We start from the raw sequence: 19,632 nt of genomic DNA, 5'->3' as shown, positions 1-19,632 counted from the left end.
CGATGAAACTCAATGATCTGAGTCCAGCGCCGGGTTCCCGTCGCGAAAAGCATCGTCCGGGCCGTGGTATCGGTAGCGGTTTGGGTAAGACTGGTGGCCGTGGTCACAAAGGTCAGACCTCTCGCTCCGGTGGCACCATTGCTCCAGGCTTTGAAGGCGGTCAACAGCCGCTGCATCGTCGCCTGCCGAAGTTCGGTTTCGTTTCCCTGAAAGCCATGGATCGCGCAGAAGTGCGTCTGTCCGAGCTGGCTAAAGTGGAAGGCGACATCGTCACCGTGCAGTCCCTGAAAGATGCCAACGTGATCAACGTCAACGTACAGCGTGTGAAAATCATGCTGTCCGGTGAAGTGACTCGCGCTGTCACTATCGGCAAGGGAATCGGCGCCACCAAAGGTGCGCGTGCGGCTATCGAAGCAGCTGGCGGCAAGTTCGAGGAATAAATGGCTAAGCAAGGTGCTCTCTCTGCGCTCGGCAAAGGCGGTATGTCTGAACTCTGGGCTCGTCTGCGTTTTCTGTTCCTGGCGATTATCGTCTACCGAATAGGCGCACACATCCCGGTTCCAGGTATCAACCCGGACCGACTCGCGGACCTGTTTCGACAGAATGAGGGGACCATTCTTAGCTTGTTCAACATGTTTTCCGGCGGCGCGCTGGAACGGATGAGCATCTTTGCACTGGGGATCATGCCGTACATCTCGGCATCGATCATCATGCAACTGATGACCGCCGTCAGCCCGCAGCTGGAACAGTTGAAGAAGGAAGGTGAAGCTGGCCGTCGCAAGATCAGCCAGTACACCCGCTACGGCACTGTCGTCCTCGCTCTCGTCCAGGCTATTGGCATGTCCATTGGTCTGGCGGGGCAGGGCGTTGCGTTCACTGGTGACTTTGGCTTCCATTTCGTCGCGGTATCCACGTTTGTGGCTGGTGCGATGTTCATGATGTGGCTGGGTGAGCAGATTACTGAGCGTGGTGTTGGCAACGGTATCTCGATGTTGATTTTTTCGGGTATCGTCGCCGGTCTTCCGAGAGCGATCGGGCAGTCTTTCGAGTCTGCACGTCAGGGTGATATCAACATCTTCGCCCTGGTTGCCATCGGTTTGCTGGCAGTAGCGATTATCGGTTTCGTGGTGTTCATTGAGCGTGGTCAGCGTCGTATTGCTGTTCACTACGCCAAGCGTCAGCAGGGCCGCAAGGTCTTCGCTGCGCAGACCAGCCACTTGCCGCTGAAGGTGAACATGGCCGGTGTTATTCCGGCTATTTTCGCGAGCAGCATTTTGCTGTTCCCGGCTTCGTTGGGTGCCTGGTTCGGTCAGTCTGAAGGTATGGGCTGGTTGCAGGACATCTCGCAGTCGATCGCTCCTGGTCAGCCGTTGAATATTCTGCTGTTTAGTGCAGGGATTATTTTCTTCTGCTTCTTCTATACGGCGTTGATGTTCAATCCGAAAGACGTAGCGGAAAACCTGAAGAAGTCCGGTGCCTTTATTCCGGGCATCCGTCCAGGTGAGCAGTCTGCGCGCTACATTGATGGCGTTCTGACCCGCTTGACCATGTTCGGTGCTCTTTACATGACGGCCGTCTGCCTGTTGCCCCAGTTCCTGGTGGTTGCAGCCAACGTACCGTTCTACCTTGGCGGGACCTCGTTGCTGATCGTCGTCGTGGTTGTGATGGACTTCATGTCCCAAGTACAATCGCACCTCGTTTCGCACCAGTACGAATCCCTGATGAAGAAAGCCAACCTGAAGGGTTACGGCAGCGGCATGCTGCGCTGACCCATAAGGTTCGAGGAGTTGGTGATGAAAGTTCGTGCATCGGTGAAAAAGCTGTGCCGTAACTGCAAGATTATTCGCCGCGAAGGTGTTGTTCGAGTAATTTGCAGCGCGGAACCGCGTCACAAACAGCGCCAAGGCTGAGTGTGATTGTGCTTCAAGCCCGGCAGCTAGTGCGCTGCCGGGTTGATTATTTGTTATTACAGCGATATTATCTCGCGCCCTATTTCTTGGCTTCCGGGGCGTAGGTAGCTGTCAATTGGAGTCCCACTGAATGGCCCGTATTGCAGGCGTTAACATTCCAGATAACAAGCATACTGTTATCTCGCTGACCTACATCTATGGTGTTGGTCGCACTACTGCACAGAAAATTTGTGCAGAGACTGGGGTAAACCCAGCAGCAAAGATCAAAGATCTGAGCGACGAGCAGATTGAACAGCTGCGTGGCGAAGTGGCGAAGTTCACCACTGAAGGTGACCTGCGTCGCGAAATCAACATGAAAATCAAGCGCTTGATGGACCTCGGTTGCTATCGCGGTCTGCGTCATCGTCGCGGTCTTCCAGTGCGCGGTCAGCGTACCAAGACCAACGCGCGTACCCGTAAAGGTCCGCGTAAGCCGATCCGCAAGTAATCGCCCCAGCGAATCGACAGGAATTTAATCATGGCAAAACCTGCTGCTCGTCCTCGTAAAAAAGTTAAAAAGACAGTGGTTGATGGCATCGCCCACATCCATGCATCTTTTAACAACACCATCGTGACCATTACCGACCGTCAAGGTAACGCTCTTTCCTGGGCTACCTCCGGTGGTTCGGGTTTCCGCGGTTCCCGCAAGTCCACCCCGTTTGCTGCTCAAGTAGCTGCTGAACGTGCTGGTCAAGCTGCGCTGGAATACGGCCTGAAAAACCTCGACGTCAACGTCAAAGGTCCAGGTCCAGGTCGTGAATCCGCAGTCCGCGCTTTGAACGGCTGTGGCTACAAGATCGCCAGCATCACCGACGTGACGCCAATCCCGCACAACGGGTGCCGTCCGCCGAAGAAGCGCCGCGTGTAATCCAGGAGATTGTAAAGAATGGCTCGTTACATTGGTCCAAAATGCAAACTCGCTCGTCGCGAAGGCACCGATCTCTTCCTGAAGAGCGGCGTGCGCGCGATCGAATCGAAGTGCAACATTGAAGCAGCACCTGGTATCCACGGCCAACGCCGCGGTCGCCAGTCCGACTACGGCACCCAACTGCGTGAAAAGCAGAAGGTCCGTCGTATCTACGGCGTTCTCGAGCGTCAATTCAGCGGCTACTACAAAGAAGCTGCTGGCAAGAAAGGTGCAACCGGTGAAAACCTGCTGCAACTGCTCGAATGCCGTCTGGACAACGTTGTATACCGTATGGGCTTTGGTTCGACTCGTGCCGAATCCCGTCAGCTGGTATCGCACAAGTCGATCAGCGTAAACGGTCAGACCGTTAACGTTCCGTCCTACCAGGTTCGTGCTGGTGACGTGGTTGCTGTTCGCGAGAAAGCAAAAAATCAACTTCGCATTGTCCAAGCTCTCGATCTGTGTGCCCAACGTGGCCGCGTAGAATGGGTAGAAGTAGACACTGAGAAGAAGTCGGGCGTTTTCAAGAACGTTCCAGCTCGCAGTGATCTGTCCGCCGACATCAACGAAAGCCTGATTGTCGAGCTCTACTCCAAGTAAGGGCTAGAAAATAGGTGCATCCATGCAGATTTCGGTAAATGAGTTCCTGACACCCCGCCACATTGATGTGCAGGTTGTCAGTCCAACCCGCGCCAAGATCACTCTCGAGCCTCTCGAGCGTGGCTTTGGCCATACCCTGGGCAACGCGCTGCGCCGCATCCTGTTGTCCTCAATGCCCGGCTGTGCAGTAGTCGAGGCCGAGATTGACGGTGTGCTCCACGAGTACAGCGCCATCGAAGGTGTACAGGAAGACGTAATTGAAATCCTGTTGAACCTTAAAGGTCTGGCTATCAAGCTGCACGGTCGTGACGAAGTTACGCTGACCTTGTCGAAGAAGGGTTCGGGGGTGGTTACCGCTGCCGATATTCAGCTGGATCATGATGTCGAGATCGTTAATCCCGATCACGTAATCGCTAACCTGGCGTCTAACGGCGCCCTGAACATGAAGCTCGTAGTAGCTCGTGGTCGTGGTTATGAACCGGCAGACTCGCGTCAGAGCGATGAAGACGAAAGCCGCAGCATCGGTCGCTTGCAGCTTGACTCTTCGTTCAGCCCGGTTCGCCGTATCGCATACGTGGTGGAAAACGCCCGTGTCGAGCAGCGTACTAACCTGGACAAGCTGGTTATTGATCTGGAAACCAACGGTACCCTGGATCCTGAAGAGGCAATTCGCCGCGCTGCAACCATCCTGCAACAGCAGTTGGCTGCGTTCGTCGACCTCAAAGGTGACAGTGAGCCAGTGGTTGTCGAGCAGGAAGACGAGATCGATCCGATCCTGCTTCGCCCGGTTGACGATCTGGAACTGACTGTACGTTCGGCTAACTGCCTTAAGGCGGAAAACATCTACTACATCGGTGACCTGATTCAGCGTACCGAAGTAGAGCTGTTGAAGACTCCGAACCTGGGCAAGAAATCCTTGACTGAAATCAAGGACGTTCTGGCCTCCCGCGGTCTGTCCCTCGGCATGCGCCTCGACAACTGGCCGCCTGCAAGTCTTAAGAAGGACGACAAGGCGACTGCCTGATCGTCGTAATCACCGAACGTAGTGTTTGGTAAGGAATGAACCATGCGTCATCGTAAAAGTGGTCGTCACCTGAGCCGCACCAGCTCGCACCGCAAGGCCATGTTCCAGAACATGGCGGTGTCGCTGTTCGAGCACGAGCTGATCAAAACTACTCTGCCAAAAGCCAAAGAACTGCGCCGCGTTGCCGAGCCGCTGATCACTCTGGCCAAGACAGATAGCGTTGCTAACCGCCGTCTGGCTTTCGACCGTACTCGTTCGAAAGCTATCGTTGGTAAGCTCTTCAACGACCTGGGCAAGCGTTACGCTACCCGTGAGGGTGGCTACCTGCGCATCCTCAAGTGCGGTTTCCGCGCTGGCGACAACGCGCCTATGGCGTACGTCGAGTTGGTTGATCGTGCTACTGCTGGCGAAGCTGTATCTGCCGAGTAAGACGTCAGTCTGAAACAAAGAACCGGGCCTAGTGCCCGGTTTTTTGTGCCTGTAAGAAACGCGCCCTCTGTACAAGCGTCTCCCGCGTCCACGTCGTCATTATGTGATGGGGATGATAATTAGTTTTTCTCTATCGATACCTGCAAGTTAATGAATTTGTAGCTGTCATATTGATGATCAATACTCCCTCTCAGCCGATAGCCGGCAGTTCAAGACCGACAGAGGAAGGAAGATCGCATGAGCCAAAACAAAACGCTTACCACCGCCAGTGGCGCTCCTGTTGCCGATAACCAGAATTCCCGTTCCGCCGGCCCTCGAGGCCCGCTGCTGCTCGACGACTTTCACCTGATCGAGAAGCTTGCCCACTTCAACCGTGAAAACATCCCTGAGCGCCGTGTACACGCCAAAGGTTCGGGTGCCTACGGTATGTTCACCGTGACGCGCGATATCACTCAATACACCAGCGCGAAGTTGTTTGATGCGGTCGGCAAGCAAACTCCAACGTTTCTGCGGTTTTCCACCGTGGGTGGTGAGCGCGGCTCGGCCGATACCGAACGTGATCCACGCGGATTTGCCTTGAAGTTCTACACCGAGGAAGGCAACTGGGACATCGTCGGCAACAACACACCAGTGTTCTTCATTCGCGATCCACTGAAGTTTCCAGACTTTATCCACACGCAGAAGCGTTTGCCGCAAAGCAACCTGAAGAGTGCCCAGATGATGTGGGACTTCTGGTCGCATTCGCCTGAGGCGCTGCACCAGGTCACCATCCTGTTCTCCGACCGGGGCATCCCTGACGGATACCGCCACATGCATGGCTTTGGCAGCCACACTTACAGCCTCATCAACGCCCAGGGTGAGCGTTACTGGGTGAAGTGGCACTACAAGACCAAACAAGGGATCAAGAACCTTGCTCCTGCCGAGGCTGCGCGCCTAGCGGGAACTGATCCGGATTACGCCCAGCGCGATTTGTTCAATGCCATCGAACGCGGTGATTTTCCGAAATGGCGCGTGTGCATTCAGATCATGAGCGAGGCTCAAGCGGCGGCGCATTACGAGAACCCGTTTGATGTGACCAAAACCTGGTCGCAGAAAGAGTTTCCACTGATCGAAGTGGGTGAGTTGGAACTCAATCGCAATCCGCTGAACTACTTTGCTGAAGTCGAGCAAGCGGCATTCGGTCCTAGCAACATGGTCCCAGGTGTTGGCTTATCGCCTGATCGCATGCTGCAAGGTCGCGTATTCGCTTACGCGGATGCTCACCGCTACCGTGTTGGCACCAATCACCAGCAACTGCCGGTTAATGCGCCCCGAAGCCCGGTGAACAGCTACCAGCGTGATGGTTCGATGGCGTTTGGCAGTAACGGCGGCGCGGCACCTAACTACGAGCCGAACAGCTACGTTGAATCGCCGAAGCAAGCGCCTCGCTATGCGGAGCCGCCATTGGCACTGAGCGGTGCGGCTGATCGCTACGATCACCGCGAGGATACCGACTACTACAGTCACGCCGGTGCGTTGTTTCGCTTGATGACTGAAGAGCAGAAATCACTGCTGGTCAGCAACATCGCCGGAGCGATGGCGGGTGTGTCGAGCGATGTGGTTGACCGCCAATTGCAGCATTTCTACAAAGCCGATCCGGCGTATGGAGAAGCAATCGCAAAGCTGCTCAACGTACAGCTTAACGAAGTCTAAATGAGAAGCAGAACCGCCCTCGATTGGGCGGTTTTTGCGTTATTTAAACCACTTTTCTCAGAATATCTTCGCTTTTATCGCGCAAGCGGAGTGACCAATCGGTCGTCGTGGTTCAAACTACAAACTTTCAAGCAGGGAGATGTAGGGCGATGCAAGGCCACCCAGATGTGATCGATTACCTCAACACGTTGCTGACCGGCGAACTGGCCGCGCGTGATCAATATTTCGTCCACTCGCGGATGTATGAGGACTGGGGTTTCACCAAGCTCTACGAACGAATCAACCACGAGATGGAAGAAGAAGCCGGACACGCTGATGCCTTGATGCGCCGGATTCTGATGCTCGAAGGCACGCCGCGTATGCGTCCGGATGATCTGGATGTCGGCACCACCGTTACCGAGATGCTTGAAGCGGATTTGCGTCTGGAATACAAGGTCCGTGCCGCGTTGTGCAAAGGCATCAAGCTCTGCGAGCAGCACAAGGACTATGTCAGCCGCGAAATGCTGCGGGTTCAATTGCATGACACCGAAGAAGATCACACCTACTGGCTCGAGAAGCAGTTGGGTCTGATCAAGTTGATCGGGCTTGAGAACTACCTGCAATCCCACGCCTGATTGCATAGGGGAAGCCCCAACGTCTTTTGCAGGAGCGAGCTTGCTCGCGAAAAATCTGAAGGCGCTGCGTTATCGTTTACGACCTTCGTCGGAACGCCGCCCGGAGCAAGCTAGCTCCTGCAGATACAAAAAAAGCCCCTGTCACCGATGAAGTGACAGGGGCTTTTTCATGGGGGCAGGTTAAGCCCGATCGCGCTCCAGCAGCGGCTTGAGGTAGTAACCGGTATGGGATTGCTTCATCTCGGCCACTTCTTCCGGCGTGCCGACGGCAATGATCTGCCCGCCCTTGGAACCACCCTCCGGTCCCAGGTCCACCAGCCAGTCAGCGGTCTTGATCACGTCCAGGTTATGTTCGATCACCACCACGGTGTTGCCGTGATCGCGCAGGCGATGCAACACGTCCAGCAGTTGCTGGATATCCGCGAAGTGCAGCCCGGTGGTCGGTTCATCGAGGATGTACAGGGTCTTGCCGGTATCACGCTTGGACAGTTCGCGGGAGAGTTTCACCCGCTGGGCTTCACCGCCGGACAGCGTGGTCGCCGATTGCCCCAGTTTGATGTACGACAGGCCGACGTCCATCAACGTTTGCAGCTTGCGCGCCAGGGCCGGTACGGCATCGAAGAACTCCCGCGCTTCCTCGATGGTCATCTCGAGGGTTTCGTGGATGCTCTTGCCCTTGTACTTGATCTCCAGGGTTTCGCGGTTGTAACGCTTGCTCTTGCACACGTCGCACGGAACGTAGATGTCCGGCAGGAAGTGCATCTCCACCTTGATCAGGCCGTCGCCCTGGCAGGCTTCGCAACGGCCGCCCTTGACGTTGAAGGAGAAGCGCCCCGGCCCGTAGCCCCGGGAGCGGGACTCCGGTACGCCGGCGAACAACTCGCGGATCGGTGTGAACAATCCGGTGTAGGTCGCCGGGTTGGAGCGCGGTGTACGGCCGATCGGGCTCTGGTCGATGTCTACGACCTTGTCCAGGTGCTCCATGCCCTTGATGCTGTCGTGGGCGGCCGCCTCAAGGGTAGTGGCGCCATTCAGCGCTGTAGCGCTTAAAGGGAACAGCGTGTTGTTGATCAGCGTCGACTTGCCTGAGCCGGATACGCCCGTCACACAAGTGAGCAAACCAATTGGAATCTCCAGGTCGACATTGCGCAAGTTGTTGCCACGCGCGCCCTTGAGCGACAGCGTCAGCTTCTTGTTGCGCGGCGTGCGTCTGGCCGGGACTTCGATCTTTACCCGGCCCGACAGGTACTTGCCCGTCAGCGAGTCCGGATGCGCCATGACCTCGGCCGGTGTGCCTTCGGCGACGATATGCCCGCCGTGCACGCCGGCACCCGGGCCTATGTCCACCACGTAGTCGGCCAGGCGAATGGCGTCTTCGTCGTGCTCGACCACGATCACCGTGTTACCGATATCGCGCAGGTGCTTGAGGGTGCCCAGCAGCCGGTCGTTGTCGCGTTGATGCAGGCCGATGGAGGGTTCGTCGAGGATGTACAGGACGCCCACCAGGCCGGCGCCGATCTGGCTGGCCAGACGGATACGCTGGGCCTCGCCACCGGACAAGGTGTCTGCACTGCGATCCAGCGACAGATAGTCGAGGCCGACGTTGACCAGGAACTGCAGGCGTTCGCGGATTTCCTTGAGAATCTTGTCGGCAATTTCGCCACGGCGGCCGGTGAGCTTGAGCCCGCCAAAATAATCGGATGCCTCACCGATCGGCAGGTTGGTCACCGCCGGCAGGGTTTTCTCGCCGACCCACACGTGCCGCGCCTCACGCCGCAGGCGGGTGCCGCGGCAGTCCGGGCACGACTGGGTGCTGAGGAACTTGGCCAGCTCTTCGCGCACCGATGCCGATTCGGTCTCGCGGTAGCGTCGCTCCAGGTTCGGCACAATGCCTTCGAACGGATGCGAGCGTTTGACGATGTCGCCGCGGTCGTTCAGGTATTTGAAATCGACGTTTTGCGAACCGCTGCCATGCAGGATGAATTTCTGCTGGTCGGCGGGCAGTTCGTTGAACGGTACTTCCAGGCTGAACTTGTAGTGCGAGGCCAGCGAGCCGAGCATCTGGAAGTAATAGACGTTGCGCCGATCCCAGCCACGAATCGCCCCTTCAGCCAGGGTCAGTTCGCCATTGACCAGGCGCTTGATGTCGAAGAACTGCTTTACCCCCAGACCATCACAGGTCGGGCAGGCGCCGGCCGGGTTGTTGAAGGAGAACAGCTTGGGCTCCAGCTCGCTGATCGCGTGGCCGCAGATCGGGCAGGCGAAGCGTGCGGAGAAGATCATCTCTTCTCCCGGTTCGTCGTCCATCGGTGCCACCAGGGCGATACCGTCCGCCAGCTTCAGCGCGGTCTCGAAGGATTCGGCCAGGCGTTGTTGCAGGTCGGCGCGGACCTTGAAGCGGTCGACCACGACATCAATGGTGTGTTTTTTCTGCTTGTCGAGCTTGGGTGCTTCGTCCAGCTCGTAAAGCTTGCCGTTGATCCGGGCACGGACGAACCCTTGGGCGCGCAGTTCTTCGAAGACCGACAGGTGCTCGCCTTTGCGCTCGCGAATGACTGGCGCCAGCAGCATCAGCTTGCTGCCCTCCGGTTCGGCGAGGACCAGGTCGACCATCTGGCTGACGGTCTGCGCTTCCAGCGGGATGTCGTGGTCCGGGCAGCGCGGGATACCCACGCGCGCATAGAGCAGGCGCAGGTAGTCGTRRATTTCGGTGATGGTGCCGACCGTCGAGCGCGGGTTGTGCGAGGTCGACTTCTGCTCGATGGAGATCGCCGGCGACAGGCCTTCGATGGTGTCGACGTCGGGCTTTTCCATCATCGACAGGAACTGCCGGGCGTAGGCCGACAGCGATTCGACGTAGCGGCGCTGACCTTCGGCGTACAGGGTGTCGAAAGCCAGGGACGACTTGCCGGAGCCGGACAGGCCGGTGATGACGATCAGCTTGTCCCGCGGCAGGGTCAGGTCGATGTTCTTCAGGTTGTGGGTTCGAGCCCCACGAATCAGGATCTTGTCCAAGGTGGCCTCGCTCGGCGGGCGTCGAAAACGTAGGAGTATACGGCCAAATACTGGATGGATGCACACTATCGAACGAGTGGGCTACTGTCTTACATGAAGAGTGTGTCAGCAATGCGCGTCAAAGCGTCGCGATATACCCTGCCAATCGATGGGACTGGTAGAATCGCCGCCGGTTCACATGAGGTTTTTCCATGCACGATCCCCACAGCGAGCGCATGAGTGGCAGCGAGACCCGGGCGGCAAGCGGTCTGGCCCTGGTGTTCGCCTTCCGTATGCTTGGCATGTTCATGGTGTTGCCGGTACTGGCGACCTATGGGATGGATCTGGCCGGAGCCACGCCGGCCCTGATCGGTCTGGCGATTGGCGCTTATGGCCTGACCCAGGCAGTGTTCCAGATTCCTTTCGGTTTCATTTCCGACCGCATCGGTCGCCGCCCGGTGATTTACCTGGGCTTGGTCGTCTTTGCCCTCGGCAGTCTGCTGGCAGCCAATGCCGATTCGATCTGGGGCGTGATCGCCGGGCGGATCCTGCAGGGCGCCGGGGCGATTTCCGCGGCGGTCATGGCTTTGCTGTCCGACCTGACCCGCGAGCAACACCGGACCAAGGCCATGGCCATGATCGGCATGACCATCGGCCTGTCGTTTGCGGTGGCCATGGTGGTCGGCCCGCTGCTGACCCGCGCCTTCGGGTTGTCCGGGCTGTTTCTTGCCACCGGCGGTATGGCGCTGTTCGGCATCGTGATCGTGATGTTCATGGTGCCGCGCTCTACCGGGCCGTTGCAGCACCGCGAGTCCGGTGTCGCGCGCCAGGCGCTGATCCCGACGCTCAAGCATCCGGACCTGCTGCGTCTGGACTTGGGCATTTTTGTGTTGCACGCGATGTTGATGTCCAGCTTCGTCGCCTTGCCACTGGCGCTGGTCGAGAAAGCCGGGCTGCCCAAAGAGCAGCACTGGTGGGTGTACCTGACTGCGCTACTGATTTCTTTCTTCGCCATGATCCCGTTCATTATCTACGGCGAGAAGAAACGCAAAATGAAACGAGTTTTACTCGGCGCCGTCGTGACACTGATGCTCACTGAGCTATTCTTCTGGCAGTTCGGCGATAGCCTGCGGGCTCTGGTGATCGGTACGGTGGTGTTCTTCACCGCATTCAATCTGCTGGAAGCTTCGTTGCCATCGCTGATCAGCAAGGTCTCACCGGCAGGCGGCAAGGGCACGGCGATGGGGGTTTATTCCACCAGCCAGTTCCTGGGCTCGGCACTGGGGGGAATCCTCGGTGGCTGGCTGTTCCAGCATGGCGGTCTGTCGGTTGTGTTCCTCGGATGCGCCGGTCTGGCTGCCCTCTGGCTGGCCTTTGCTGTTACCATGCGTGAACCTCCCTACGTCACAAGCCTGCGCTTGCCGTTGTCGCCCGAGGCGATCCGCGAAGCGGGTCTGGTCGAGCGCCTGAAGGCGGTCGTAGGGGTAACAGATGCAGTCATCGTCGCAGATGAGGCGGCGATTTACATCAAACTGGACACCGAACTATTGGATCGCACCACCCTTGAGTGCCTGGTGAACAACCCGGCCGGGGCAGCGTGCGTAGCCTAGGAGAACGTTATGGCCCGTGGGGTTAACAAAGTCATATTGGTCGGCACTTGCGGCCAGGATCCCGAAGTTCGCTACTTGCCTAACGGTAATGCCGTGACCAACCTGAGTCTGGCGACCAGCGAACAGTGGACCGACAAGCAAACCGGTCAGAAAGTCGAAAAGACCGAATGGCACCGTGTGTCGATGTTCGGCAAAGTGGCGGAAATCGCTGGCGAATACCTGCGTAAAGGTTCGCAGGTTTACATCGAAGGCAAGCTGCAGACCCGCGAGTGGGAAAAAGACGGTATCAAGCGTTACACCACCGAAATCGTGGTCGACATGCAAGGCACCATGCAACTGCTGGGCGGCCGTCCACAGGGCGACCAGCAGGGCCAGGGCGGCGGTAACAACTACCAGCAATCCGCTCCGCGCCAGCAGGCTCCGCGTCCACAGCAGTCGGCGCCGCAACAGTCGCGCCCGGCACCACAGCAGGCAGCTCCTCAGCCGGCTCCGGATTTCGACAGCTTTGATGACGATATTCCGTTCTAAAGCAGCTGCAAGCCTCAAGCCTCAAGCTACAAGCAGCAAGCTGACAAAACAAAACCCGCACTTCGGTCTGAAGTGCGGGTTTTTTATGGGCGGTGAAATTTAGTTGCAGAATCAGGCCGCGATGAACTCGTCGGTCGAGACAACGCTGGCATACGCAAACGCCAGGGCCGCCATGAAAGCTGCATGAACCTGCACCGCCGGAACCGTCACGCCATTGAACTCCAGGTCACGGGTGGCGCAGGCGTCGTGGATCACTGTGACCTTATAGCCAAAGTCTGCCGCCGCACGAGTGATGCCATCGATGCACATGTGGCTCATGCTGCCCACGACCACCAGTTCCTTGATGTCTTGCTCGTCGAGGATCGATTTCAGCCCGGTTTCGCGGAATGAATTGACGAAGTGCTTGAGCACCACCGGTTCGTCGGCGCGGTTGAGGACTTTGGGGTGCAGCTTCGCGCCTTCGGAGTTCGGGGTAAAAAACGGCGCCTCTTCGGTGGTGAATTCGTGGCGGATGTGCACCACCGGATCACCCGCGTCGCGGAAGGCCTTGATCAGGCGTGCGGCGTTGTCGGCGGCGGCGTCGGCGCCAACCAGCGGCCACTTGCCTTGGGGGAAGTAGTCATTCTGGATATCGACTACGATGAGCGCTTGCCTGGTCATGACTGTTTCCTCGAAGTGTGTGTTGGCGTGGAATGAAGTATTGGCTCCGGCAGGCGATCCGGGGATTGGCCGCACCGACAATAGAAGGGGGAAAACTGACAATGGACGCAGAAAGGGCAATCGCCGAACTGGGGGTGTTGATCTATCCCGGGGCGCAGATGGCGGCGGTGCATGGGTTGACGGATTTGTTCGGGGTGGCGAACCGGATCGCCGCCGAACATCAGTCTGCGCAGTTGCCGCTGCTGCGGGTCAGCCATTGGCAGGTCGAAGGCGATCAGGCGCCGGTTCGGGTTTTCGACAGCCATCCCGGCCCGGAGCGCGCGCTGGTGGCCGTGTTGATTCCGCCGTCGATCACCGGTTTTTCCGAGGACAAGGCGCCACAGGGATTGATCCACTGGTTGCGTCTGCAACATGCCAGTGGCGCGACGCTGGGCGGGGTCTGCGTGGGGTCTATCCTGTTGGCCGAAAGCGGTCTGCTCGATGGTCGCAGCGCCACCACCCATTGGACCTCGGCCAAAGCCTTCGCCGAACGTTATCCGGCGATCCGGCTCAAGGCCGATACGCCGATTGTCGATGACGGCGACCTGATTACCACCGCCGGGCTGATGGCCTGGTCCGAATTGGGTCTGCGCCTGGTCAACCGGCTGCTGGGGCCGAGCATCGCCACCAGCACCGCACGTTTTCTGGTGGTGGAGCACAGCGACAGCGCCAGCGAGTGCGGCAGCAACTTCGCGCCGATCCTCAGTCACGGCGATGCCGCGATCCTCAAAGTGCAACACTGGCTGCAAAGCACCGGGGCGACGGATGTGTCGCTGGCGGCGATGGCCGAAAAGGCTGGCCTGGAAGAACGCACCTTTCTGCGCCGCTTCCGCGCGGTCACCGGGCTCAAGCCCACCGAATACTGCCAGCATCTGCGAGTCGGCAAGGCCCGGGAAATGCTCGAATTCACCAACGGCACCATCGACCACATCGCCTGGACGGTGGGTTATCAGGACCCCGGAGCGTTTCGCGCGACGTTCAGGAAAATCACCGGGCTGGCGCCGAGTGATTATCGGACGCGGTTCGGGGTGACGCCGGGTACTGCGGCACGGTAAGTGGTACAGCGCAAATCCGGTGTGGGAGCGAGCTTGCTCGCGATGAGGGCATGACATTCAACATTGATGTGCCTGACACACCGCTATCGCGAGCAAGCTCGCTCCCACAGGGTCGGGTGTGCGGCCTGGAGTCATGCAAAATGCCGGAGTATCAAAGGGCGTCGTGCAGAATAAAACAGGCCACATGCCATCACTTTCTACGCAGCGGGCTGATTTAAAACCCCTTTTTCTGTAACGGGCCTTGGCCTGATCCCTGCACCCCTTCAGCTACATTCATCAAGCGTCGATTGAAGGGGGAAGCATGACCCCGACAAACCGCAAGAAACTGGTGGTCGCCCATTCGGTGCTCACCGATGCGCCGCTGCATGAAGTCGAAACCAACCGTGCGCTGGCCCGTTGGCTGGCGCAGATATTGGGGCTCAAGTACGGCGGCAGCTACGATCCGCAGTTGCACGAAGGGCGGGACCTCTACCTGTTGCCGACCCAGACTCTGGTGGGCGCTGCGGCTGCCCGGCAACTGGGGATCAAGGGGCCGGAGGACTTGTGGGGCGGTTATGTCGACCACGACTTCATCTGCACCAAAGCCATCAGTCACGGCTTGTTGAACCACGATGCCCATGCACCACCAGGCTGGGCGCCGTTGTTTTCCGAGCGGGTGCGCAGCGTAGTGCTCGACGGCCTCAGCGTGTTTTCCCTGAAGGATGCACGGCCGGCGGCAGAACATTTGTTGTACGCCGGGCCGATCCGCCTGAAGCCGATTCATGCCTGCGCCGGACGTGGTCAGGAAGTGATCAACAGCCTCGACCGGTTCGACGAGATGCTTGCCAGGCCTGACGCCAAAAAACTGTTCAGTGAAGGCGTGGTGCTGGAGCAGGATCTCGACCAGGTGATCACCCACAGCGTCGGCCAGAGTTTTATCGGCAACAAGGTACTCAGTTACTGCGGTGATCAATACCTGACCGAGGACGCTCAGGGTGAACAGGTGTATGGCGGGTCAAGGCTGCTGGTGGTGCCGGGTGGCTATGACCAATTGCTGAAGCTGGATCTGCCGGAAGACGTGCGCCTGGCGATCCATCAGGCTCAGGTTTTCGACAAGGCGGCGGATGAAGCCTATCCGGGTTTTTATGCATCGCGGCGCAACTACGACATCGCCCAGGGCGTTGACAGTGACGGCCAGCGGCGCAGTGGCGTGCTCGAACAGTCCTGGCGCATGGGCGGTGCCAGCAGCGCCGAGGTGGCGGCCTTGCAGAGTTTCGTCAACGATCCGGGGATGCGCGCGATTCGTGTGGCTTCGGTGGAAACCTACATCGATCAGCCGCTGCCGGCAGACGCCATCGAGGTATACCGCGGGCCGGCGCAGACCAATGACTTTCTCCTCAAGTACGTAACGGTTGAATCCTATGACGGCTAGAAGCGAATCCATTCAGATCGACATAGACAATGAACAGATGAGCGGGACTTTTCTGAGTCCCAAATCGAAGGTCCCCGGCGTGCTCTTCGTGCACGGCTGGGGCGGTAGTCAGGAACGGGACCTGGAACGCGCCAAAGGCATCGCCGGGTTGGGCTGTGTGTGCCTGACCTTTGACCTGCGCGGGCACACCGGTGGCACCGGCATTCCATTGTCCCGGGTGACCCGGGAAGACAATTTGCGTGACTTGCTGGCGGCCTATGACCGTTTGCTCGCGCACCCGGCCCTCGATACCTCGGCGATTGCCGTGGTCGGCACCAGTTACGGTGGTTATCTGGCCGCGATTCTGACCTCGCTCAGGCCCGTTCGCTGGCTGGCACTGCGGGTGCCGGCACTGTATCGCGACGAGCTATGGCACACGCCGAAGCGCGATCTGGACAAGCTGGATCTGCGCGATTACCGAAGCACCCTGGTGTGCGTCGACAGCAATCGTGCCTTGCATGCCTGTTCGCTGTTCACCGGGGATGTGCTGTTGGTGCAGTCAGAGACCGACGAATACGTGCCCCACGCGACGATCATGAGTTACCGCGCGGCCTGCCAGCAGACTCACTCGCTGACCCACCGCATCATCGACGGTGCCGACCATGGATTGAGCGACCCGGTTTCACAGCAGGCTTACACCTCGATTCTGGTGGGCTGGATTACCGAGATGGTGGTGGGGGAGCGGTTGAGCATTATTCAATCATCCTGAGATTTGCGCTGTGCTTGCGGACGCCTTCGCGGGCAAGCCCGCTCCCACAGTGGGCCCGTGTGAACTCACAATGTATGACTTACGCAGATCAAAGGTGGGAGCGAGCTTGCTCGCGATGGCGGTCCTGGAAGCACCACAAATTACTTGGGTTTCTTCGCAATCCGTAACGACTTGGCCTTGGCTTCCACCAGCAGGTACATCACCAGGGCAATCAACAACGGCAGGATGAAATAAATCGCCCGATAGGCCAGCAAGCCCGCCACCAGGCTGCCCCGCGAAAACTCGTGTTGCAGCAGCGCAACGAACACCGCCTCGAGCACGCCGAGCCCGGCCGGGATGTGCGTGATGACTCCGGCGATGGCGCTGATCAACAACACCCCCAGCACCAGTGGATAGTCGAGCTTGCCCGGCAGCAACATGAAAATCACCGCCGCCATCAGCGACCAGTTCAGTGCCCCGAGCGCCAGTTGCAGCACCGCCATGCGTAGCGACGGCAGGTCGATTTCCATGCCGCGAATCGCCCACTCCCGACGTTTGGCAAACCGGCACGCCGCCAGGTACCCGGCGCTCAGCAGCAACAACAAGAGCCCGACGCCTTGCAGCGCGCTACTGCTGAGTCTCCAGCCCGGCGGCATGTGCACCAGCCCGCTGCTGAACACCGCGCCGGCAATCACCATGTAGCCGAACCAGTTGGTCGCCAGGCTCAGGCCGAGAATTTTCGCGATGTTGCTCTTGCTCACCCCGAGCCGCGAATACAACCGGTAACGCATGGCGATGCCGCCGACCCAGGCGCTTAGATTCAGGTTAAAGGCATAGCTGATGATTCCCACGGGCAGGATCTGTTTCCACGTCAGGTTCTGGCGGATGTAGGTGCGGCCGATCAGGTCGAAGCAGGCGTACACCAGAAAACTCACCAGGGTCAGCCCCGACGCAATGATCAGCGTACGCACTTTGAAATCGGCCAGGTTATCGAACACTTCGTCCCACTCGATGCGCTGGGCGAGCATTGTGAACAGCACAATCAGCATCAGGAAAAACAGCATCGTCAGCGGTCGTTTCCAGTGGCTCCAGTGGGATTTGCCCGAATGTTTGGCGGGGGCCGGCGCGTGGGTCTCAGCGCGGTTCATGGTCAGCGCTCCCGGTCGGAGGAGGGAAGGGTTTCAGGCGAGGTTTATGCGCCGGCAGCCAACCGGCCCACGCCGGGAAATGCCGCAGGAAGTGAAACACCAGAAAACCGACGGTCATGTGCCAGACGCGACCTCGTGGCGCGATATCGGGAGACATGGCCTTGCAATGGTTGTCGCTGAGGTCTTCCAGGCGATCGAACAAATGACGATTGAAGCCGTGGTCGCGGATCAGCACGTTGGCTTCCAGATTCATCGACAGGCTCAACGGGTCCAGGTTGCTGGAACCGACGGTGCTCCAGTCTTCGTCCACCAGCGCGACTTTGCCGTGCAGCGGGCGGTCGCAATATTCGTAGATCTTCACCCCGGACTTGAGCAGGTAATCGTAAGTCATGCGCGCGGCGAGCCTGGCCACCCGCATGTCTGGCTGTCCCTGCAGGATCAGCCGCACATCAACGCCACGGCGGGCCGCGTTGCGGATCTCGCGCAGCAAGCGGAAACCGGGAAAGAAGTAGGCGTTGGCGATCACCACCCTGCGCTGTGCCTGACGCAGCACCTGGCGGTAAACCTCTTCGATGTCGCTCGGGTGTTCCCCGTTGTCGCGGTACACCAGCCGCACCTGACCATCATGATCGTTGAGGGCCAGTTCCGAACGTCGCACCCGGCGTCGCTGCCACCAGTATTTTGCCCGCACCGGGCGACCACATTGCAGCAGGGCGAAGTGATGGATATCGGCAACGGCCGGACCCTGAACTTCTACGGAGTAATCCTGTTTGGCCTCGGGACCGAAGTCGGCCAGATGATCGGCGGAAAAGTTGATCCCGCCGACGAATGCGACGGTGCCATCCACCACCACAATCTTGCGGTGCAGGCGCCGGAACCAGTTGGTGCGGATGCCCAGGCGTTTCGGTGCCGGGTCGAACATTTGCAGGTGCACCCCGGCTGCGGTCAGGGCGGTGAGGAACCCGCTACTCAGTTCGCCACAGCCAAAACCGTCGAGGCTGACGGTGGTGCGAACACCACGTTGAGCGGCTTCGATCAGGATTTGTTGCAGCTCATTGCCGACCTTGTCCTCGAACAGAATGAAGGTTTCCAGCAGGATTTCACTTTGCGCCCGGCGCAGGGCTTCAAACACCCGGGGAAAATACGCTTCGCCGTTTTCCAGCAACTCGACGCGATTGCTGCCTTGCCAGCCGTATTCGATATCGACCGTTATTGGCTCGCGGGTGGGCGGAGCAGGGATGTGTTCCAGCGTGGTTTTTTCCATCGACTGGCTGCTCATAGCTCTATCTCCACCGACAGTGGGACGTGGTCGGAAAGGTGCGACCAGGGCCGGATTGTCAGCACGCGTGGATGGCTGGCCTTGAGGTTGCGCACGTAGATACGGTCCAGGCGCAATACCGGCAAGCGCGCGGGGAAACTGCGCGCCGGTTTGCCATGGTGCGCGGCGAAGACTTCACGCAAACCGCTGGGCTTGAGCAGCGCATCGGCGCGCTGGCGCCAGTCGTTGAAGTCGCCGGCGACGATCACCGGGGCATCGCCCGGCAGGGCGTCCAGACGCTGGGCGAGCAATTTCAGTTGTGCCGTGCGGTGGGTTTCGCGCAACCCCAGATGCACGCAAATCGTATGCACCTCCTGGCCGTCGCCGGGCAAACGCAACACGCAATGCAACAGCCCGCGGTTCTCGTGCCCGCTGATGGACACGTCGAGGTTGTCGTGGCGGATGATCTGGAATTTCGACAACAGCGCATTGCCGTGATCGCCCGCCGGATACACCGCATTGCGTCCATAGGCGAACTGCGGCCACAGGGTGTCGGCGAGGAACTCGTATTGCGGCATCGCCGGCCAGTTGGTGTAGCGCCTGGGGTGCTGCTCGTGGGTGCCGTGGACTTCCTGCAAAAACACCACGTCGGCAGACACGCTGCGCACCGCTTCACGCAGTTCCGGCAGGATGAAACGCCGGTTCAGCGCGGTGAAACCTTTATGGGTGTTGACCGTCAGCACCGTGAAACGACAAGTGACGGACGGACCCTGTACCGGCAAGTCGGTTGCATTTGAGTGTGCGGGAATACCGGTGTGATTCGCTGTCATGTCACCTGCCGCCTGACTACCCCTGTCTTTGGGTGACTGCGGGGCAGCGGCGAAAGTTTCGATGGGGCTACGGACGGTATATTTTCTACAGAGCACCACCGAACAAGTGTGGGAGCGAGCTTGCTCGCGATGGCGGTTTATCAGTCACATCCATGTT

General features: G+C 58.9%; 20 protein-coding genes. 15 read left to right on the top strand and 5 right to left on the bottom strand.

Features of this window, described 5'->3' with window-relative positions:
- The first annotated feature begins 2 nt into the window (after positions 1–2).
- The 10 genes from rplO to bfr all read left to right on the top strand — a co-directional run bounded on the left by rplO (position 3) and on the right by bfr (position 7,215).
- Positions 3–440 carry a 50S ribosomal protein L15 gene (gene rplO / locus AB4Z35_RS13900; protein ID WP_003228720.1) on the top strand — a complete coding sequence of 146 codons (438 nt, stop codon included), beginning with the start codon at positions 3–5 and terminating at the stop codon, positions 438–440.
- Complete coding sequence (secY, locus tag AB4Z35_RS13895; RefSeq protein ID WP_003228718.1) at positions 441–1,769, top strand: preprotein translocase subunit SecY; 1,329 nt, start codon at positions 441–443, stop codon at positions 1,767–1,769. It abuts the gene before it with no gap.
- A gap of 24 nt (positions 1,770–1,793) precedes the next feature.
- Positions 1,794–1,910 (top strand): 50S ribosomal protein L36, encoded by a 117-nt coding sequence (gene rpmJ / locus AB4Z35_RS13890; protein WP_002555468.1) that lies wholly within the window; start codon positions 1,794–1,796, stop codon positions 1,908–1,910.
- Positions 1,911–2,040: 130 nt separating this feature from the next.
- Entirely contained in the window at positions 2,041–2,397 is a 357-nt protein-coding gene (gene rpsM, locus AB4Z35_RS13885) for a 30S ribosomal protein S13 (RefSeq protein WP_009045849.1), read from the top strand.
- A gap of 30 nt (positions 2,398–2,427) precedes the next feature.
- Positions 2,428–2,817 carry a 30S ribosomal protein S11 gene (gene rpsK / locus AB4Z35_RS13880; RefSeq protein WP_002555466.1) on the top strand — a complete coding sequence of 130 codons (390 nt, stop codon included), beginning with the start codon at positions 2,428–2,430 and terminating at the stop codon, positions 2,815–2,817.
- An 18-nt stretch (positions 2,818–2,835) separates the two neighbouring features.
- Positions 2,836–3,456, top strand: coding sequence for a 30S ribosomal protein S4 (gene rpsD / locus AB4Z35_RS13875; RefSeq protein WP_003176404.1), 621 nt, complete (start codon positions 2,836–2,838; stop codon positions 3,454–3,456).
- A gap of 22 nt (positions 3,457–3,478) precedes the next feature.
- Positions 3,479–4,480, top strand: coding sequence for a DNA-directed RNA polymerase subunit alpha (locus AB4Z35_RS13870; RefSeq protein WP_007970428.1), 1,002 nt, complete (start codon positions 3,479–3,481; stop codon positions 4,478–4,480).
- Positions 4,481–4,522: 42 nt separating this feature from the next.
- Positions 4,523–4,909: a 50S ribosomal protein L17 gene (gene rplQ / locus AB4Z35_RS13865; protein WP_007970429.1), complete on the top strand. Its 387-nt coding sequence runs from the start codon at positions 4,523–4,525 to the stop codon at positions 4,907–4,909.
- A gap of 237 nt (positions 4,910–5,146) precedes the next feature.
- Complete coding sequence (locus AB4Z35_RS13860; RefSeq protein WP_442097622.1) at positions 5,147–6,601, top strand: catalase; 1,455 nt, start codon at positions 5,147–5,149, stop codon at positions 6,599–6,601.
- Positions 6,602–6,750: 149 nt separating this feature from the next.
- Entirely contained in the window at positions 6,751–7,215 is a 465-nt protein-coding gene (gene bfr, locus AB4Z35_RS13855) for a bacterioferritin (RefSeq protein ID WP_007970123.1), read from the top strand.
- A 180-nt stretch (positions 7,216–7,395) separates the two neighbouring features.
- On the opposite strand, the gene uvrA is transcribed toward bfr, so the two are convergent.
- A complete protein-coding gene (gene uvrA, locus AB4Z35_RS13850; RefSeq protein ID WP_442097621.1) occupies positions 7,396–10,230 on the bottom strand; it encodes an excinuclease ABC subunit UvrA in 2,835 nt (944 codons plus the stop codon).
- Positions 10,231–10,421: 191 nt separating this feature from the next.
- On the opposite strand from uvrA, the gene AB4Z35_RS13845 reads away from it, so the two are divergent.
- On the top strand, positions 10,422–11,819 hold the full coding sequence (locus tag AB4Z35_RS13845; protein WP_442097620.1) for an MFS transporter: 1,398 nt from the start codon (positions 10,422–10,424) through the stop codon (positions 11,817–11,819).
- 9 nt (positions 11,820–11,828) lie between these two features.
- Positions 11,829–12,347 (top strand): single-stranded DNA-binding protein, encoded by a 519-nt coding sequence (locus AB4Z35_RS13840; protein ID WP_007984430.1) that lies wholly within the window; start codon positions 11,829–11,831, stop codon positions 12,345–12,347.
- Between the two features lie 111 nt (positions 12,348–12,458).
- Here the strand turns inward: AB4Z35_RS13840 and AB4Z35_RS13835 are convergent, their stop codons facing one another.
- Positions 12,459–13,007, bottom strand: a complete 549-nt coding sequence (locus AB4Z35_RS13835) for a cysteine hydrolase family protein (protein ID WP_442097619.1) — start codon at positions 13,005–13,007, stop codon at positions 12,459–12,461.
- Between the two features lie 101 nt (positions 13,008–13,108).
- Here AB4Z35_RS13835 and AB4Z35_RS13830 point away from each other — a divergent pair, with 101 nt between their 5' ends.
- The 3 genes from AB4Z35_RS13830 (at position 13,109) to AB4Z35_RS13820 (ending at position 16,260) form a co-directional block, all read left to right on the top strand.
- Entirely contained in the window at positions 13,109–14,101 is a 993-nt protein-coding gene (locus AB4Z35_RS13830; RefSeq protein ID WP_442097618.1) for a GlxA family transcriptional regulator, read from the top strand.
- A gap of 301 nt (positions 14,102–14,402) precedes the next feature.
- Entirely contained in the window at positions 14,403–15,512 is a 1,110-nt protein-coding gene (locus AB4Z35_RS13825) for a DUF3182 family protein (protein ID WP_442097617.1), read from the top strand.
- Positions 15,502–16,260: an alpha/beta hydrolase family protein gene (locus AB4Z35_RS13820; RefSeq protein WP_442097616.1), complete on the top strand. Its 759-nt coding sequence runs from the start codon at positions 15,502–15,504 to the stop codon at positions 16,258–16,260. Before AB4Z35_RS13825 ends, AB4Z35_RS13820 begins: the two co-directional genes overlap by 11 nt.
- A gap of 140 nt (positions 16,261–16,400) precedes the next feature.
- Here the strand turns inward: AB4Z35_RS13820 and AB4Z35_RS13815 are convergent, their stop codons facing one another.
- The 3 genes from AB4Z35_RS13815 to AB4Z35_RS13805 are packed head-to-tail and all read right to left on the bottom strand — an operon-like array spanning position 16,401 to position 19,475.
- Positions 16,401–17,387 carry a lysylphosphatidylglycerol synthase domain-containing protein gene (locus AB4Z35_RS13815; protein WP_442097615.1) on the bottom strand — a complete coding sequence of 329 codons (987 nt, stop codon included), beginning with the start codon at positions 17,385–17,387 and terminating at the stop codon, positions 16,401–16,403.
- On the bottom strand, positions 17,374–18,666 hold the full coding sequence (gene clsB, locus AB4Z35_RS13810; protein ID WP_442097613.1) for a cardiolipin synthase ClsB: 1,293 nt from the start codon (positions 18,664–18,666) through the stop codon (positions 17,374–17,376). Before clsB ends, AB4Z35_RS13815 begins: the two co-directional genes overlap by 14 nt.
- Positions 18,663–19,475 carry an endonuclease/exonuclease/phosphatase family protein gene (locus tag AB4Z35_RS13805; protein ID WP_442097612.1) on the bottom strand — a complete coding sequence of 271 codons (813 nt, stop codon included), beginning with the start codon at positions 19,473–19,475 and terminating at the stop codon, positions 18,663–18,665. Before AB4Z35_RS13805 ends, clsB begins: the two co-directional genes overlap by 4 nt.
- Between the last annotated feature and the right edge of the window lie 157 nt (positions 19,476–19,632).

This window comes from Pseudomonas sp. KB_15 (assembly GCF_052114525.1).
Taxonomy (GTDB): domain Bacteria; phylum Pseudomonadota; class Gammaproteobacteria; order Pseudomonadales; family Pseudomonadaceae; genus Aquipseudomonas.
This window is presented reverse-complemented; position numbering and strand designations above follow the sequence as displayed.